This window comes from Mycobacterium sp. WMMD1722, from assembly GCF_049315205.1.
In the GTDB taxonomy this organism is placed as follows: domain Bacteria; phylum Actinomycetota; class Actinomycetes; order Mycobacteriales; family Mycobacteriaceae; genus Mycobacterium.
This window is the reverse complement of the sequence record NZ_CP186056.1, coordinates 1167331-1184002: the sequence shown is the minus strand read 5'-3', so window position 1 is coordinate 1184002 and position 16672 is coordinate 1167331. Positions and strand designations below refer to the sequence as shown.

General features: G+C 69.6%; 15 protein-coding genes. 12 read left to right on the top strand and 3 right to left on the bottom strand.

Annotation, left to right across the window (positions count from 1 at the left end; all coding sequences use genetic code 11):
- Window positions 1–7: 7 nt before the first annotated feature.
- Genes cobN through ACN27E_RS05490 form a run of 3 tightly spaced genes read left to right on the top strand, consistent with a single transcriptional unit; the run spans window position 8 to window position 4413 of the window.
- Window positions 8–3601 carry a cobaltochelatase subunit CobN gene (cobN, locus tag ACN27E_RS05500; RefSeq protein WP_422747226.1) on the top strand — a complete coding sequence of 1198 codons (3594 nt, stop codon included), beginning with the start codon at window positions 8–10 and terminating at the stop codon, window positions 3599–3601.
- A gap of 27 nt (window positions 3602–3628) precedes the next feature.
- A complete protein-coding gene (locus tag ACN27E_RS05495; RefSeq protein ID WP_422747224.1) occupies window positions 3629–4012 on the top strand; it encodes a PPOX class F420-dependent oxidoreductase in 384 nt (127 codons plus the stop codon).
- Window positions 4013–4014: 2 nt separating this feature from the next.
- Window positions 4015–4413: a PPOX class F420-dependent oxidoreductase gene (locus ACN27E_RS05490; protein ID WP_422747222.1), complete on the top strand. Its 399-nt coding sequence runs from the start codon at window positions 4015–4017 to the stop codon at window positions 4411–4413.
- Here the strand turns inward: ACN27E_RS05490 and ACN27E_RS05485 are convergent.
- Window positions 4410–5105 (bottom strand): dienelactone hydrolase family protein, encoded by a 696-nt coding sequence (locus ACN27E_RS05485; RefSeq protein WP_422749635.1) that lies wholly within the window; start codon window positions 5103–5105, stop codon window positions 4410–4412. The genes ACN27E_RS05490 and ACN27E_RS05485 overlap by 4 nt on opposite strands.
- A 70-nt stretch (window positions 5106–5175) precedes the next feature.
- Here ACN27E_RS05485 and ACN27E_RS05480 point away from each other — a divergent pair, with 70 nt between their 5' ends.
- Genes ACN27E_RS05480 through ACN27E_RS05465 form a run of 4 tightly spaced genes read left to right on the top strand, consistent with a single transcriptional unit; the run spans window position 5176 to window position 9744 of the window.
- Complete coding sequence (locus tag ACN27E_RS05480; protein ID WP_422747220.1) at window positions 5176–5658, top strand: FxsA family protein; 483 nt, start codon at window positions 5176–5178, stop codon at window positions 5656–5658.
- A gap of 12 nt (window positions 5659–5670) precedes the next feature.
- A complete protein-coding gene (locus ACN27E_RS05475) occupies window positions 5671–7263 on the top strand; it encodes an amidohydrolase (RefSeq protein WP_422747218.1) in 1593 nt (530 codons plus the stop codon).
- Entirely contained in the window at window positions 7256–8971 is a 1716-nt protein-coding gene (lnt, locus tag ACN27E_RS05470) for an apolipoprotein N-acyltransferase (RefSeq protein WP_422747215.1), read from the top strand. The genes ACN27E_RS05475 and lnt overlap by 8 nt, the downstream gene beginning before the upstream one ends.
- Window positions 8968–9744 (top strand): polyprenol monophosphomannose synthase, encoded by a 777-nt coding sequence (locus ACN27E_RS05465; RefSeq protein ID WP_422747213.1) that lies wholly within the window; start codon window positions 8968–8970, stop codon window positions 9742–9744. The genes lnt and ACN27E_RS05465 overlap by 4 nt, the downstream gene beginning before the upstream one ends.
- A 6-nt stretch (window positions 9745–9750) precedes the next feature.
- On the opposite strand, the gene rbpA is transcribed toward ACN27E_RS05465, so the two are convergent.
- Window positions 9751–10089, bottom strand: coding sequence for an RNA polymerase-binding protein RbpA (gene rbpA, locus ACN27E_RS05460; protein ID WP_264015750.1), 339 nt, complete (start codon window positions 10087–10089; stop codon window positions 9751–9753).
- Window positions 10090–10253: 164 nt separating this feature from the next.
- On the opposite strand from rbpA, the gene ACN27E_RS05455 reads away from it, so the two are divergent.
- From ACN27E_RS05455 to ACN27E_RS05440, 4 genes are all read left to right on the top strand, one after another.
- A complete protein-coding gene (locus tag ACN27E_RS05455) occupies window positions 10254–10592 on the top strand; it encodes a hypothetical protein (protein ID WP_422749633.1) in 339 nt (112 codons plus the stop codon).
- A gap of 34 nt (window positions 10593–10626) precedes the next feature.
- Entirely contained in the window at window positions 10627–12267 is a 1641-nt protein-coding gene (locus ACN27E_RS05450) for a RecQ family ATP-dependent DNA helicase (RefSeq protein WP_422747210.1), read from the top strand.
- Between the two features lie 72 nt (window positions 12268–12339).
- Complete coding sequence (locus tag ACN27E_RS05445; protein ID WP_422747208.1) at window positions 12340–13593, top strand: alpha/beta fold hydrolase; 1254 nt, start codon at window positions 12340–12342, stop codon at window positions 13591–13593.
- 63 nt (window positions 13594–13656) lie between these two features.
- On the top strand, window positions 13657–14349 hold the full coding sequence (locus ACN27E_RS05440; protein ID WP_422747206.1) for a hypothetical protein: 693 nt from the start codon (window positions 13657–13659) through the stop codon (window positions 14347–14349).
- Between the two features lie 48 nt (window positions 14350–14397).
- Here the strand turns inward: ACN27E_RS05440 and ACN27E_RS05435 are convergent, their stop codons facing one another.
- Window positions 14398–15075 carry a hypothetical protein gene (locus tag ACN27E_RS05435; protein ID WP_422747204.1) on the bottom strand — a complete coding sequence of 226 codons (678 nt, stop codon included), beginning with the start codon at window positions 15073–15075 and terminating at the stop codon, window positions 14398–14400.
- A gap of 77 nt (window positions 15076–15152) precedes the next feature.
- On the opposite strand from ACN27E_RS05435, the gene ACN27E_RS05430 reads away from it, so the two are divergent.
- Complete coding sequence (locus ACN27E_RS05430) at window positions 15153–16661, top strand: carboxylesterase/lipase family protein (RefSeq protein WP_422747202.1); 1509 nt, start codon at window positions 15153–15155, stop codon at window positions 16659–16661.
- Window positions 16662–16672: the final 11 nt, after the last annotated feature.

Genomic DNA, 16672 nt, shown 5'->3' with positions numbered 1-16672 from the left:
ATGACGGGTGACCGACCCGCATTCGCCGACCGTCCTGCTGCTGTCGACCTCGGATACCGATCTCATCACCGCGCGGGCCAGCCAGGCGCGTTATCGCTGGGCGAACCCGTCGCGCCTGGTCGCCGGTGAACTCGAGGAGCTGGTCGCGGCCGCCGATGCAGTGATCATCCGCATCCTCGGCGGGTACCGCGCCTGGCAGGACGGTATCGACACCGTCCGCGCCAGCGGAGTGCCCACCGTGGTCGTCAGCGGTGAACAGTCACCGGATGCGGAACTGATGGGCCACTCGACCACTCCGCAGGGTGTCGCCCTGCAAACCCACGTGTATCTGGCCCAGGGCGGCACCGACAACCTGTCGAATCTGCACCGCTTCCTGTCCGACACCCTGCTGATGACCGGCTTCGGCTTCGAGCCACCGGTCACCACACCCAACTGGGGTGTGCTCCAGCGCGACCCGCACCACGGCGACGGACCCACCGTCGCGGTCCTCTACTACCGCGCCCAGCAACTGGCAGGTAATACCGCCTACATCGAATCCCTGTGCGAAGCCATCGAACTCGGCGGCGGCCGGGCGCTTCCGGTGTACTGCGCATCGCTGCGCAATGCCGAACCCGAACTGCTCGAACTACTCGGACAGGCCGATGCGCTGATCACGACCGTGCTCGCCGCGGGCGCGGCCACCCCGGCCGCCGTCGGTGCCGGCGGCAACGACGACAGCTGGAACGTGGCACATCTGGCGGCGCTGGACGTGCCGATCCTGCAGGGTCTGTGCCTGACGTCGTCGCGCGCCGACTGGAGCGTCAACGACGACGGGCTCTCACCGCTGGATGTCGCCACCCAGGTGGCGGTGCCCGAATTCGACGGCCGGATCATCACCGTGCCGTTCTCCTTCAAGGAGATCGACGAAGAGGGACTGGTCGCCTATGTCGCCGACCCGGAACGGTGCGCCCGGGTGGCCGGAGTGGCGCTGCGCCACGCCCGGTTGCGACACATCCCCGCCCCGGAAAAGCGGGTGGCCGTGGTGTTCTCGGCCTACCCGACCAAACACGCCCGGATCGGCAACGCCGTCGGCCTGGACACGCCGGCCAGTGCCGTCGCGCTACTGCGCGCCCTGCGCGACGCCGGGTACCACATCGGGGAGATCCCCGGCGTCGAGTCAGGCGACGGTGACGCCCTGATCCACGCCTTGATCGAACGCGGCGGCCAGGACCCGGCATGGCTCACCGACGGCCAGTTGACCGGCAACCCGATCCGCTTGTCCGCCAAGGACTACCGCGCATGGTTCGCCACCCTTCCGGCCGAACTCACCGATGCCGTCGTCGAACACTGGGGTCCGCCGCCAGGGGACCTGTTCGTCGACCGCAGCTCCGATCCCGAAGGCGAGATCGTCATCGCCGCACTGCGATCGGGCAATGTCGTGCTGATCGTGCAGCCGCCGCGCGGATTCGGTGAGAACCCCGTGGCCATCTATCACGACCCCGATCTGCCGCCCAGCCACCACTATCTGGCCGCCTATCACTGGATCAGCGCGGAATGCCCGACCGGTTTCGCGGCCGATGCGATCGTGCACCTCGGCAAGCACGGCAACCTGGAGTGGCTGCCCGGCAAGACGCTGGGCATGTCGGCGGCCTGCGGAACCGACGCCGCCCTGGGCGACCTGCCGCTGATCTACCCGTTCCTGGTCAATGATCCGGGGGAGGGGACCCAGGCCAAACGTCGGGCGCACGCCACCCTCGTCGACCACCTCATCCCGCCGATGGCGCGTGCCGAGACCTACGGCGACATCGCCCGCCTCGAACAACTCCTCGACGAACACGCCAACGTCTCGGCACTCGATCCCGGGAAACTGCCCGCCATCCGCCAGCAGATCTGGACGCTGATGCGCGCCGCCAAGATGGACCACGACCTCGGGTTGGCCGAACGCCCGGACGAGGACTCCTTCGACGACATGCTGCTGCACGTCGACGGCTGGCTGTGCGAGATCAAGGACGTCCAGATCCGGGACGGGCTGCACATCCTCGGTGCGACGCCGGCCGGTGACGCACAACTGGACCTGGTGCTGGCCATCCTGCGAGCCCGACAGCTCTTCGGCGGCGAACAGACGCTGCCCGGGCTGCGCCAGGCGCTCGGGCTCGCCGAGGACGGCCAGGACGAGCGTGCCACCGTCGACACCGTGGAAGCCCAGGCTCGCGGTCTGGTCGCCCAATTGCAGTCGGCTGACTGGGATCCCGCGACTGTCGACGGCATCACCGACAATGCCGACGTGGCGGCCATCCTGCGGTTCGCCGCCACGGAGGTGGTGCCGCGACTGGCCGGCACCGCCACCGAGATCGACCAGGTGTTGCGCGCCCTCGAGGGCCGGTTCATCGAGGCGGGACCGTCGGGATCGCCGTTGCGTGGATTGGTCAACGTCCTGCCCACCGGTCGCAACTTCTACTCGGTGGACCCCAAGGCGGTGCCGTCGCGGCTGGCCTGGGAAACCGGTGTGGCCATGGCGGATTCGCTGTTGGCGCGATACCGCGACGACCACGGCGGTTGGCCCCGCTCGGTCGGCCTCTCGGTGTGGGGCACCTCGGCGATGCGCACCTCCGGCGACGACATCGCCGAAGTGCTGGCCCTGCTCGGGGTGCGGCCGGTCTGGGACGACGCCTCGCGCCGGGTCGTCGACCTGACCCCGATGTCCCTGGACGAACTCGGCCGGCCACGCATCGACGTCACCGTGCGGATTTCCGGTTTCTTCCGCGATGCGTTCCCCCACGTCGTGACGATGCTCGACGATGCGGTGACGCTGGTCGCCGAACTCGACGAAAGCGACGAGGACAATTACGTCCGCGCCCACACCCGGGCCGATCTCGCCGATCACGGCGACCGGCGACGCGCCACCACGAGGATCTTCGGCTCCAAACCCGGCACCTACGGAGCGGGACTGCTGCAGCTGATCGACAGCCGCAACTGGCGCGACGATGCCGACCTCGCCGAGGTGTACACGGCGTGGGGTGGCTTCGCGTACGGCCGGGGACTCGACGGCCGACCCGCCGCCGAAGACATGCACAACAGCTACCGGCGGATCGCGGTGGCGGCCAAGAACACCGACACCCGTGAACACGACATCGCCGACTCCGACGACTACTTCCAGTACCACGGCGGCATGGTCGCCACCGTGCGGGCGCTGACCGGCTCGTCGCCGGCCGCCTATATCGGGGACAACACCCGTCCGGATGCGGTGCGCACCCGCACGCTGTCCGAGGAGACCAACCGGGTGTTCCGCGCCCGCGTGGTGAATCCGCGCTGGATGACCGCCATGCGCAGGCACGGCTACAAGGGCGCCTTCGAGATGGCCGCCACCGTCGACTATCTGTTCGGCTACGACGCGACCGCCCACGTGATGGCCGACTGGATGTATGACCGGCTGTCCCAGGAGTACGTTCTGGACGCGGAGAACCGCAAGTTCATGTCCGAATCCAATCCCTGGGCACTGCACGGCATGGCCGAACGACTGCTCGAGGCGGCCGGTCGCGGGATGTGGGCCGAACCCGACCCGGCGACGCTCGACGGGCTGCGCCAGGTGCTGCTGGAGACCGAGGGCGATCTGGAGGGCTGACGCCGCCCCGCCGGTACCGTGATCACCATGGCCGCCACCTTCGCCGACGTCGCGAAATCCGAGTACATCCTGCTGACCACCTTCACCAAGGACGGCCGGCCCAAGCCGACGGCGATCTGGGCGGTCCCCCACGGCGACGGACTGATCGCGATCACCCAGGAGAAGTCCTGGAAGGTCAAACGGATCCGCAACACCTCCCGGGTCACCATCGCGCCCTGCGACCGCGGCGGAAAACCCAAGGGGGAGGCCGTGGAAGCCGTCGCATCCATCCTGGACAAGTCCGCCAACGGGGCGACCTACGATGCGCTGGGCCGCCGCTACGGCCTGCTGGGCAAGACGTTCAACGTTTTCTCGAAGCTGCGTGGGGGCATGAAGAACAACGTGACCATCGAGATCAAACCGGCGGCCTGACCGTGGCGCCCACATTCAAGGACGTCTACGGCGAGAAGTATCTGCTGCTGACGACCTTCACCAAGGACGGCAGACCCAAGCCCACACCGGTGTGGGGCGTGCCCGACGGTGACAAACTGCTCATCAGCACCGACGACGGATCGTGGAAGACCAAGCGCATCAACAACACTGCGCGGGTCACGATCCAGAAATGCGGCGTACTGGGCAAACCCAAGGGCGAGCCCGTCGAGGCCGTCGCCCGGAACCTGCCGAAGTCCGAGACCCGGCGGGTGTTCGACATGGTCACCCGGCGCTACTGGTGGCACGCGTGGTGGTGGATCCCGCAGGCCCTCATCCGAGGTGGCGTCGACAAGGTGCACGCCGCGATCGAAGTGACCGCTGCACCGCCGGACCCGTCCTAACCGGGTAGGTGTTCGGCGAAGAAGGCGAACACCCGCTGCCACGCGTCGTCGGTGGCCGCGTCGTCATACCCGAACCCGGTGACCCGCAGCAGTGGCTGGGCCGGCAGGAGGTTGGCGAAGCTGTGCCCGGCCTGCGGGTAGACCTTGATGTCGGCGGGCACACCCTTGGCCTCGACGACCGCCGACAGCTGTTCGGGGGCCTTGCGCCCCATCGGATCGCGGGCCCCGAAGCTGGCCACGATCGGGCAGGACGCATTCAGTGAGCGGTCCAGGTTCTTCGGTAGCGGGGTGCCGTAGAACGGGGCGGCGGCAGCGAAGTTGCCCGCCCCGAGCAGCAGTGCGAACTGACCGCCCATGCAGAACCCGGCGATCGCGACGGCCCCGGAACACTCGGGCATCCCGATGAGGTGGTCGCGCGCGGCGATCAGGTCGTCGAATGAACGGCCATGCTGGGCGAGTGCCTCGCGGAACACTCGGGTCATGCACTTCAGCCGGTTGCCCCGCGAGTACAGATTGGGCGCCACGGCCACGTAGCCCGCCGCGGCGATACGACCCACGATCGCCTCGTTGTCATGGCTGAACCCGATCGCGTCGTGCACCACGACCACGCCGGGTTGCGGCCCGTCGCCGGCAGGCAGACCGAGCAGAGCGTCGATGCGTCCGTCAGAGGTCTCGATGCGCACCGTGGTCACCGTTTCCGTCACGGATCCGAATGTACGTCCCAGACCGGAACCACGGCTGCGCGCCGCGCGTTGCACAGACATGGCAATGCGGCTGTTTCTGGTGTACGCGGTCGTCGAGATCGCCGTCGTCGTGGCGCTCGTCTCGACGATCGGTCTGGGTTGGACCCTGCTCGCCTCGCTCGCGGCGTTCGTCCTGGGCCTGGCCCTGGCCGGATCGCAGCTCAAGCGGCACGTCCAGCGACTGCGCACCGGTCTGACCGGGCGCAACGCCCAGGGTGCGGTCACCGACAGTGCCCTGGTCGCGCTCGGGACGGTGCTCGTCGTCGTGCCCGGCGTGGCCAGCACGGTTGTCGGGGCGCTGTTGCTCCTCCCGCCCACCCGCGCCGCCGCGCGGCCCGTCGTCACCGCGCTGGCTGCCCGCGGCATCGGCCGGCGGGTTCCACTCATCGTCGTCGACACCCCGGCGGGGCCGCGCCGGCGTGACTACATCGACGGTGAGGTCATCGACGTGGTCGACGTCGACCAGACGGCGGTGCAACGCCGGCCGGACGGAGCCCGGTAGCCTGTCGGCGCCGTGACGACACTGCTCATCAACGGGCGGGTGCACAGCCCCGCCCAACCCGACGCGACCGCGATGGCGGTCCGGGACGGCGTCGTGGCCTGGCTGGGCAGCGACGACGTCGGACGTGCCCAGTTCCCGGATGCACAGGTCACCGATCTCGACGGCGGATTCGTCGCACCGGCGTTCGTGGACAGCCACGTCCACCTGACCGCGACCGGCCTCACCCTTGTCGGGCTCGATCTGCGCGACGCGGTATCGCTGCGCGACTGCCTCGGCCGCCTCGCCGACCACGCCCGCCGTCACCCCGACGGCCTGCTGTGGGGCCACGGGTGGGACGAGACGCGCTGGCCGGAGGCGAACGCGCCGAGCACCGCGGACATCGACGCCGCGGTCAGCGGTCGCGCGACCTACCTGTCCCGGGTCGACGTGCACTCCGCGGCGGCGTCGACGGCGTTGCGGGTCCGGGTGCCCGGACTCACCGGGGCCCGCGGCCATCACCCTCAGCGACCACTGACCGCCGACGCCCACCATCTGGTGCGGGCCGCCGCGCGGGCCGGACTCACGCCCGCACAGCGCAACGACGCGCGCCGCGCAGCCCTCGACGCGGCGGCCGGCCACGGCATCGTCGCCGTCCACGAATGCGCCGGCCCCCAGATCGGCGGGCTCGAGGACTGGTTGGAACTGCGCGACGTCGACCACGGGGTCGAGATCACCGGGTACTGGGGCGAAGCCGCCACCGACGCCGCCCACGCCGCGGAACTCCTCGAGCGCACGGGGGCGCGCGGGCTGGCCGGCGACCTGTTCGTCGACGGGGCGCTGGGTTCGCGCACCGCATGGCTGCACGAACCCTATGCCGACGCCCCCGGGCAGTGCGGCAACTGCTACCTCGACGCCGAAGCGGTCACCGCGCACCTGCGCGCCTGCACCGAGGCGGGAATCACCGCCGGATTCCACGTCATCGGCGACGCCGCGGTGACGACTGTCGTATCGGCGTTGGCCCGGGTCGTCGACGAGGTCGGCGGACCGGCGGTCGCCCGCTGCGGCCATCGGCTCGAGCATCTGGAGATGGTCACCGCAGAGCAGGCTGCGCAACTCGGCGCGTGGGGCGTGATCGCCAGCATGCAGCCCCACTTCGACGCGCTGTGGGGCGGGCCGGACGGTATGTACGCCCAGCGGCTCGGGCCGGTCCGAGCCGCCGGGCTGAACCCGTTCGCGCTGTTAGCATCCCAAGGCGTGCCCCTCGCGTTCGGCTCGGACACGCCCGTCACCAGCATGGACCCGTGGTCCAGCGTGCGGGCGGCCGGTCGGCACCGCACTGCGGGCAGCGCGCTTTCGCTGCGCGCCGCGTTCGCCGCTGCCACCAGGGGAGCCTGGCGCGCCGGCGGGATCCGCGACGGGGTGACCGGCACTCTGGTGCCCGGCGCGCCAGCCTCCTACGCCGTGTGGGAGGCGGAGGAATTCGACGTCACGGCGCCCGCCGATGCGGTGCAGCGCTGGTCGACCGATCCTCGATCCCGGGTGCCCGCACTGCCCCGCCTCGATCCCGACGCGGCCACACCCCGCTGCCTCCAGACCGTCCACCGGGGCGTCGTGATCCATGGCTGAGGTGGATCAGACCGTCGACCGCACGGCGTCCACACGGTGGGTGCAGCGGGTTCGGCGCCTCGGCCGTGGCATCGCCGACCGCGCGGTCCAGCTGGGCGTCACCGTCGCCGCCGGGTTGCTGCTGTGTGTCAGCTTCCCGCCGTTCGGCTGGTGGTTCTGCGCATTCCTCGCCCTGGCGCTGCTGGCCTGGGTGCTGACCCGCGACACCACCACCACCGCAGGCGGATTCGGCTACGGCTACCTGTTCGGTCTGGCGTTCTACATCCCGCTGCTGCCCTGGATCAGCGGACTGGTCGGGTCGGCGCCGTGGTTGGGCCTGTCGGCGGTCGAAGCGCTGTTTCCCGCGCTGTTCGCCGCGCTGGCCGTGCTCGTCCGGCGGCTCAGAGGCTGGCCGGTGTGGTTCGCCGCCCTGTGGGTCGGCCAGGAATGGCTCAAGTCGATCATGCCGTTCGGCGGCTTCCCCTGGGGGGTGGTCGGCTTCAGTCAGACCACCAGCCCGCTGCTGGCGTTGGCGCAGCTCGGCGGAGCGCCGCTGATCTCGTTGGCGGTCGCGCTGGCCGGCTTCAGCCTGACCGCGCTGACCGCCGAGATCGTGACGTGGCTGCGTCGCGGCACCACCCACAGCGCGGCGCCGCCGGCCGTGGTGCTGCCCGGTCTGGCGATTGCCGCAGTGCTGCTGGGCACCGCGGTCATCTGGCCGCAGGTCCGGCATGCGGCCACCGGCGCGGTCGACGACCAACCCGTCACCGTCGCCGCGGTCCAGGGCAACGTGCCGCGCCTGGGCCTGGAATTCAACGCCCAGCGTCGGGCGGTGCTGGACAACCACGTCGAGGAGACGCTGCGGCTGGCCCAGGACGTCAGGGCGGGCCGGGCCCAGCAGCCGATGTTCGTGGTCTGGCCGGAGAACTCCTCGGACATCGACCCACTGGCCAACGCCGACGCGGGCGCGCAGATCTCGGCGGCCGCCCAGGCGATCAACGCACCGATCCTCGTGGGCGGCGTGGTCCGGGCGCCCGATTACACCCCGGACAATCCCGTCTCGACCAACACGGTCATCGTGTGGAATCCGGGAAGCGGACCCGCCGACCGCCACGACAAGAAGATCGTCCAGCCGTTCGGGGAGTACCTGCCGTGGCGCAGTTTCTTCTCCAAGCTCTCCCCGTACGCCGAGCGGGCGGGCTATTTCGTGCCCGGCGAGGGCAACGGCGTGGTCACCGCGGCCGGTGTGCCGATCGGCGTCACCACCTGCTGGGAGGTCATCTTCGACCGGGCCGCGCGGGAATCGGTGCTCGGTGGCGCCCAGGTGCTGGCGGTACCGGCGAACAACGCGACGTTCACCGAGGCCATGAGCGAACAGCAGCTGGCGTTCAGCCGGCTGCGTGCCGTCGAACACGATCGATTCGTCGTGACCGCGGGCACCACCGGGATCAGCGCGATCATCGCGCCCGACGGCCGGGAACTGGCCCGCACCCAGTTCTTCGAACCGGCCTACCTGGACCGCCAGATCCGGCTGAAGACCGATCTGACCCCGGCCACCCGCTGGGGACCGGCGGTGCAGCTGGCGGTGGTCGGCGTCGGGTTCGTCGCTGTGATCGTCGCCATACTGCACAATGGAGAGTTCGTGTCCGTGATCCGGCGACGCCGCAAGGTCGCCGGGAGTTCGACTGAGCAGCCCCATCCGGGCAGCGACGATGGAGGAAATGCATGACCAGTCCCATGGCCGGGTCCGCCCGGCCGAGTGAGCGCACGCTGGTCATCATCCCGACCTACAACGAGCGGGAGAACCTGCCGCTGATCGTGCGCCGGGTGCACGACGCGTGCCCGGGGGTCCACGTCCTGGTGGTTGACGACGGCAGTCCCGACGGAACCGGTGAACTGGCCGACGAGCTGGCGCTGAACGACCCCGACCGGATCCACGTCATGCACCGCACCTCGAAGGACGGGCTGGGCGCGGCGTACCTGGCCGGCTTTGCCTGGGGCCTGGGGCGGCAGTACTCGGTGCTGGTGGAGATGGACGCCGACGGCAGCCATGCCCCCGAGCAGCTGCATCGCCTGCTCGACGCCGTCGACCAGGGCGCCGACCTCGCGATCGGATCACGGTACGTGCCGGGCGGAACCATCAGGAACTGGCCGCGGCGCCGCTATGCCCTGTCCAAGACCGCCAACACCTACGCGCGGGTGCTGCTCGGGGTGGACATCCACGACATCACCGCCGGCTATCGGGCCTACCGGCGCGAGGTACTGGAGAAGGTCGACCTCTCCGCGGTCGACTCCAAGGGCTACTGCTTCCAGATCGACCTGACCTGGCGCACCATCAACAACGGTTTCGTGGTCACCGAGGTGCCCATCACATTCTCCGAACGCGAGCTGGGCCAATCGAAGATGAGCGGGTCGAACATCCGTGAGGCGCTGTTCAAGGTCGCAGACTGGGGAATCCGCGGGCGCTACGACCGCGCCCGCGGACTCGAATACCGGCGCTGAGGCCGCTCAGCTGCCCCGGCGCTTGGACTTGATCAGGTCGAGCCGCTCCTTGAGGAGCTCCTCCAGCTCGTCGACCGAACGGCGCTCGAGCAGCATGTCCCAGTGGGTACGCGGCGGCTTCACCTTCTTGGGCTCCGGTACGTCACCCTCGATGAGGGTGCCCTCCATACCGTTGCGGCACAGCCACGTGCCGGGGATCTCCGCATCGTCGGCGAACGGGACGTCGAATTCCTCGCCGTTGTCGGTGCGGTAGCGGGCGACCTGACGCGGCGCCAGGTCGTGGTTGCGGTCGGTCTCGTAGCTCACGGCTCCGAGACGACTGCCTCGCAGGACACGATCAGCCATCGTCATCACTCCTTGTTCAACTGCAGACTTGCCGGATCAACAACGCGGCAAACGCGCGCACAGTTCCCGACTCGACCGACGATGATACCGGGATCGGTCGGGCACCCGGTCTACAGTCAGGATCCGTGGCACCGTCGCAGGCAGCACCCCCCACTACGTCCCCGATCGCCCTGGGCCGACGTCGTGACCGCCCCCAACCGTGTCGCTGGTGCGGACGGGAGGTGGCCGACGCCGGAATGGGCCGGCGGCGGCAGTACTGCCGGCAGTCGTGCCGGCAGCGCGCCTACGAACAGCGCGCCATGGTCAAGGGCACCGCACTCGCCGACGATGCGGTGGTGCTGACCGCCGACGAAGCGGCACAGCTGTCCGATCGAGTGTTCCAGGTGCGCTGTGCCGCAGAAGACGTCGCCACCGCGGTGGACGAGGGAGCGGATTCCGAAGAGCTGCGCCAGCTGTGCGATGCACTGATGCGCGCAGCGAAGGCCGCCGACGGCTGGCGGTAGGTTTTCCCGCCGACGGCCCGGGTAACAGGTCGCGGTGGTTGCACGAGACGCGTGTGTCGAACAGCTCTGCCGGACCGCGCGCGAGGTATTCGGCTGGCAACAGCTGCATCCCGAGCAGCTGGCGGCGATGCGGGCGATCATGGCCGGCCGCGACGTGCTGGCGGTCCTGCCGACCGGTTCCGGAAAGTCCGCGATCTATCAGGTCCCCGACATCCTGCTCGACGGTCCAACGCTGGTCGTCTCACCCTTGATCGCCCTCCAGCAGGATCAGATCGCCGGCCTGGCCGATGCCGGCGCCCCCGAAGCGGTGGCGATCAACTCCCAGCTGCGGCCGGCCGAAGCCGAGGCCAACTGGGCGGCCCTGCGCAGGCACGACGCCGACTACGTGTTCGTCTCGGCCGAACAGCTCGCCAACGACGAGGTCGTCGCCCGCCTGGCCGAGACCGGCGTGTCGCTGATCGTCGTCGACGAAGCGCACTGCGTCTCGGCGTGGGGTCACGATTTCCGGCCGGACTATCTGCGTCTGGCCGACGCCTTCGAGCGGATCGCCGCCGAGGCGCCGGTGGCCGCATTGACCGCCACAGCCTCGGTGGTGGTCCGCCGGGAGATCTCCGAGCGGCTGCGTCAGCGCGATCCGCTGATCGTGGTCGGCGACTTCGACCGACCGAATCTGCGACTGGCGGTCGAGCAGTTCGCCGACGACGACGCCAAGCGGGCCGCCGTCCTGGAGACGGTTGCCGGTCTCAGCGGCCCCGGGCTGCTCTACACCGCCACCCGCAGAGACGCCGAACAGTACGCCGAGGCGCTCAACGCACGCGGCCGACGAGCCGCGGTCTACCACGCCGGGCTGTCGGTAGCGCAGCGTCATGCGGTGCACGACGGCTTTCGCAAAGACGCTGGAAACGGGGACTTCGACGTGGTGGTCGCGACGTCGGCATTCGGGATGGGTATCGACAAGCCGAACGTCCGCTTCGTCGTGCATGCGTCGATCCCCGAGTCCCTCGATTCCTACTACCAACAGATCGGACGGGCCGGTCGCGACGGCGAAGACGCCCTGGCCCTGCTGTTCTACCGCGCCGAGGATCTGGGTCTGGCCCGGTTCTTCACCACCCACCGGCCCGACGAGGACCTGATCAGGGCCGCATACAAAGCCCTCGACGAGCGCAAGCCCAAGCGGATCAAGCAGCTGCGCGGAGAACTCGGGGTCACAGGACGCACCCTGACCAATGCGATCAATCTCCTCGAACAGGCCGAGGCCATCACCGCCACCGGTAAGGGATTCCGCTCGAGCGGCCGAAAGACCCGCGACGCGGTACGGGCCGCCCTCGAGATCGTCGACATGCGCGAACGCATCGACCGCAGCCGGGTCGAGATGATGCGCGGCTACGCCGAGACGCGCGACTGCCGCAGACAGTTCCTGCTCGGCTACTTCGGTCAGGGGCTGCCCGAACCGTGCGGCAACTGCGACCGCTGTAGCGCCGCCGACATCGCCGCCGACACGTCCGATGACCAGCCGGCGATCCCGCGCGAGACCGAGGTCGAGCACAAAGAGTGGGGGAGCGGCGTAGTGATCGGCGGCGACGCCGAGCGGGTCACGGTGCTCTTCGACGACTACGGCTACCGGACCCTGGCGATGTCGGCGGTGCGGCGGAATGATCTGCTGACCATGCGGTGACCGACTGATCATGATGCTCGCCGCGGCGTCAGGCCTTACGATGGAGCGACCGTCCGCCGAAACGGGTAGCCCATGTCGCTGTCGCCACCTGAGTCCACCCCGGGCGCTTCCGCCGTCCCGGGGCAGCGCGAGGTGTGGCGCTTCGATGACTTCGTCCTCGACCTGCAGCGTTACGAATTGCGGTGCGGCCCCGCCTTGATCAAGGTCGAACCGCAGGTGTTCGATGTCCTCACGCTGCTGGTGCGCCACCACGATCGGTGCGTCAGCAAGGAGGAGCTGTTCGACTCGGTGTGGGGCGGGCGCTTCGTCGGGGAGGCCGCGTTGACGAGTCGGATCAAGGCGGCCCGGCGCGCGCTGGGTGACGACGGGGAATCGCAGCGCTACATCCGCACCGTGCGTGGCCGCGGTTACCAGTTCATCGGCGTCGTCTCCGACGGCATACCCAAACCGGCGCGGTCACCCGACCCGCCCGAAACACCGCTGCGCCAGCACATCGCGTTCTGCCGCGCCACCGATGGCGCGCGACTGGCCTACGCGGTGGTGGGCAACGGGCCACCGCTGGTGCGCGCCGCCAATTGGATGACCCACCTCGGCTACGACATCGAGAGCCCCGTCTGGCGGCACTGGGTCCGCGATCTGTCGCAGCACCACTGCTTCATCCGCTACGACGAGCGTGGCTGCGGGCTGTCGGACTGGGAGACAAGCGATTTCTCGTTCGACGCCTGGGTCAGCGACCTCGAGTCGGTGGTCGAGGCGTTGCACCTCGACCGCTTCCCGCTGCTGGGGGTGTCGCAGGGCGGCGCGGTCGCCGTCGCCTATGCCGCCCGCCATCCCGAACGGGTGAGCCGGCTGGTGCTCTGCGGCGCCTATGCCAGAGGCCGGGCGGTGCGGGCCGTCGATGACAACGAAAGGCAAGCTGCCGCACTCGATCTCGACTTGGCTCGGGTCGGGTGGGGAAGGGATGATCCGGCGTTCCGTCAAGTGTTCGCGGCGCAGTTCCTCCCGGACGGGACCCGCGCCGACTGGGCGGCCTTCGACCAGTTGCAGCGGCGCACCACATCCGGAGAGAACGCGGTGCGCTTTCTCACCGAATTCGGGCGCATCGACGTGCGTGACGAGGCCCAGCAGGTGCAGTGCCCGACGCTGATGCTGCACTCCCGCGATGACCGCCGGGTGCCGATACGCTACGGCGAGGAACTCGCCGCGCTGATCCCGCAGTCGCGGCTGATCGCCTTGGACAGCAACAACCATCTGCTCACGGCCGCCGAACCGGCCTGGCAGGTGTTCGGTGCGCAGATCCGCGCATTCCTGTCCGAGACCGGCTGATCTCCACGCAATCTCCATACAAAATTCATGTAACGCCGCGGACGGCGATTCATGCTTGCAGCCATGAGAAAACACACCCGCACCCTGATCATCGGTGCCGGCGCGCTGATCGCCCTCGGCGCCCTGCCCGCATGCGGCAGCGAGACCTCGCCGGCCCCCAACGCCAGCGAAAGTCCCACTGCCGCTGCCACTCCCTTCCCGGAATCCGCCAAGTACATCGCCGATGTCCAAAAAGACGGCATCACGATGACCATCGGCATCGCCGTCGACGGTGACAGCGTCACCGCCTACGCATGCGACGGCAGCCGGGAGGAGGCCTGGTTCTTCGGCGACGAGCAGGACGGATCGCTCTCGCTTACCGGGGGATTCGACGACACCCTCAGCGGCAGCTACAACGGGAAGACCGTCGATGGTGATCTCACCGTCGACGACGTGACCTACACGTTCACCGCCGCTGCGGTGCCGGCACCGGCCGGCATGTACACCGCGACCGCCGGGGACACCCGCGCGTCCTGGATCGTGCGGCCCGACGGGTCGATCACCGGAGTGCAGAACGGCAGCGCGCGCAGCGACCGCGAGTCGATCGGCGAGCTCAACAAGCGCCAGGACGCCGACGCCAAACAGCGGCTGGCGGACCTGCGCAAGAACCGCAAGCTCTCATCGGCGCCGCCGTTGCGCTTCGGCACGTGGACCAGCACCATCAACGGCACACCGGTGACCGCCAAGATCGTGGACGGCAATACCCGGTTCAACTGAGCTGCGGAGCTCGCGGGCCTTCGGCGTCGACATCCCGGCGCCGAGGGCTCAACAGCTGAATCGCACCCCGACGTCCGGTTCGGGTGCCTGCTCGCGCAGGCACCCGAACACCTGCACACCGGCGTCACTGAACCTGGCCGCCGACTGGTGGGCGTAGTTCACGCAGAACAGCCCGTCCTGGTCGGCGCGGCATCGGTAGTCGCCGAAATTCAGGGCCTTGCCGTAGCCGAGTTCGGCCCCGAAGCCGTCAGTGAACGGGCCGGCGTCGGCGTGCGCGGAACCGACGGTCAGCGTCGCGCCGGGATAGTCGACCCAGCCGCCTTTCCACTCGCCGTACACCTGCGCCGGGCGCGGCGGGGGGTCACCGAGGTCCACCAGGCAGGTCAGCGCCCCTTGCGCGCGGCCATCGGTCACACACTTCGACGTGCCCGACGGGGTGACGAAGGCGACCTCGTTGCCCAGATCGGTCGCGGCACCGTCCCGGGTCACGGTGTGGAACTCCTCGACGGCCGCGGGTGTCCCGGCTTCGATCCAGTCGATCACGTCGGCGACCGGGGCCGAAGCGCGCGGCGGCGGTGCCGGGGCGGGCGCCGCGGGACTGCCGGTCACGGTCGGTGTCCGGGCGGCCGCCGAGGACGTCGGCGACTGCGGTTGCGGCGTTCCATCGACACCCTGGGTACACCCTGCTGCCAGCGCAGCGGCTGCGACCAGGATGGCGATCCGCATCCCGACAGCCTATCGGCCGGTCCCGGCGCGTACGGTCAGGCGCGGCGGAGTGAACCGGCGTTCGCTACCGTCGGAAGATGCACGAACGTACCGTCCGCACCACCATCACCACGGGCACGCTCGAGGGATTCACCCGCGACGGCGTGCACCGCTGGCGGTCGATCCCGTATGCGCAGCCCCCGGTGGGTCCGCTGCGGTTCCGCGCGCCGCTGCCCGCCGAACCCTGGCGGGGGGTGCGCCACTGCCACGGCTTCGGCAACTGCGCCCCGCAGCCCCGGCGTTACACGCTGCTCGGTGTCGGTAAGTACCAGTCGATGGGCGAGGACTGCCTGACCCTCAACGTCGTGGCGCCGGAGACGCCCCAGGATGGCCCCCTGCCGGTGATGTTCTTCGTGCACGGCGGCGGATACTTCATGGGCAGCTCGGCCACGCCGATCTACGACGGGGCGGCGCTGGCCCGGCGCGGCTGTGTCTACGTATCCGCCAACTACCGGCTCGGGGCGCTCGGCTGCATGGACTTGTCATCGCTGTCCACGCCGGAGCATCCCATCGACGGCAATCTGATGCTGCGCGACCTGGTGATGGCGCTGCGCTGGGTGCGCGACAACATCGCCGCCTTCGGCGGCGACCCCGCCAACGTGACGATCTTCGGCGAGAGCGCCGGAGCCCATGCCGTGGCGACATTGCTCGCTGTTCCCCAGGCCGAGGGACTTTTCGCGCGAGTGATCTCGGAGAGCCCGGCCAGCGGCATGGTCCGGTCCGCCGAGTCGGCTGCGCGCTTCGCGCACCGATTCGCCGAAGTGCTCGGTGCCCGCCCCGGTGAAGGCGCGGCGGCCCTGATGTCGGCACGCCCGGCGGAGCTGGGCAGGACACTGGAGGCCCTGGTCGGCAGCGGGCAGGAAGACCTGCCCGGGTCGTTCCCCGTCGGTCCGACCTACGACACCGACTACCTACCCGACGATCCGGTGGTCGCGATGCGCGAGGGCACCGCGCACCGGGTTCCGCTCATCGTGGGCAACAACGCCGACGAAGGCCGACTGTTCACCCGCTTCCTGCCGCTGTTGCCGATGGACGAATCGATGATCGAGCTGCTGCTGGCCGACTCCGACGCCGAACAGCGCGACCGGATCACCGCGGCCTATCCCGGCTACCCGAGTTCGTCGGCGTGCGTGCGGCTCGGCGGCGATTTCGCCTTCGGCACGGCCACCTGGCAGATCGCCGAAGCCCACACCCGGCATGCACCCACCTACGTCTATCGCTACGACTACGCGCCGCGCACCCTGCAGTGGTCCGGGCTGGGGGCCACCCACGCCACCGAACTGTTCGCGGTCTTCGACACCTACCGCACCCGCTTCGGGTCGCTGCTGACCGCGGCCGCCGATCAGCGTTCCGCGCGACGCGTCAGCCGCGACGTGCAGCGGCGCTGGCGCTCGTTCAGCCGTACCGGCGTCCCAGGTGACGGCTGGCCGCTCTACCGCGAAGACACCCGCGCGGTGCTGGTGTTCGACCGCAGACCGCGCGTCGAATACGACCCGCACGCCGACCGCAGGCGCGCCTGGGAGGGTTTCACGCTCGCCGCCCGGTGACGGGTGCCGCC

Coding starts and splice junctions, on each gene's coding strand:
- lnt (WP_422747215.1), top strand. CDS start 7,256: ATGGCTGAGGTGGATCAGACCGTCGACCGCACGGCGTCCACACGGTGG.
- ACN27E_RS05495 (WP_422747224.1), top strand. CDS start 3,629: ATGGCCGCCACCTTCGCCGACGTCGCGAAATCCGAGTACATCCTGCTG.
- ACN27E_RS05445 (WP_422747208.1), top strand. CDS start 12,340: ATGTCGCTGTCGCCACCTGAGTCCACCCCGGGCGCTTCCGCCGTCCCG.
- ACN27E_RS05480 (WP_422747220.1), top strand. CDS start 5,176: ATGGCAATGCGGCTGTTTCTGGTGTACGCGGTCGTCGAGATCGCCGTC.
- ACN27E_RS05435 (WP_422747204.1), bottom strand. CDS start 15,075: ATGCGGATCGCCATCCTGGTCGCAGCCGCTGCGCTGGCAGCAGGGTGT.
- ACN27E_RS05430 (WP_422747202.1), top strand. CDS start 15,153: ATGCACGAACGTACCGTCCGCACCACCATCACCACGGGCACGCTCGAG.
- rbpA (WP_264015750.1), bottom strand. CDS start 10,089: ATGGCTGATCGTGTCCTGCGAGGCAGTCGTCTCGGAGCCGTGAGCTAC.
- ACN27E_RS05465 (WP_422747213.1), top strand. CDS start 8,968: ATGACCAGTCCCATGGCCGGGTCCGCCCGGCCGAGTGAGCGCACGCTG.
- ACN27E_RS05440 (WP_422747206.1), top strand. CDS start 13,657: ATGAGAAAACACACCCGCACCCTGATCATCGGTGCCGGCGCGCTGATC.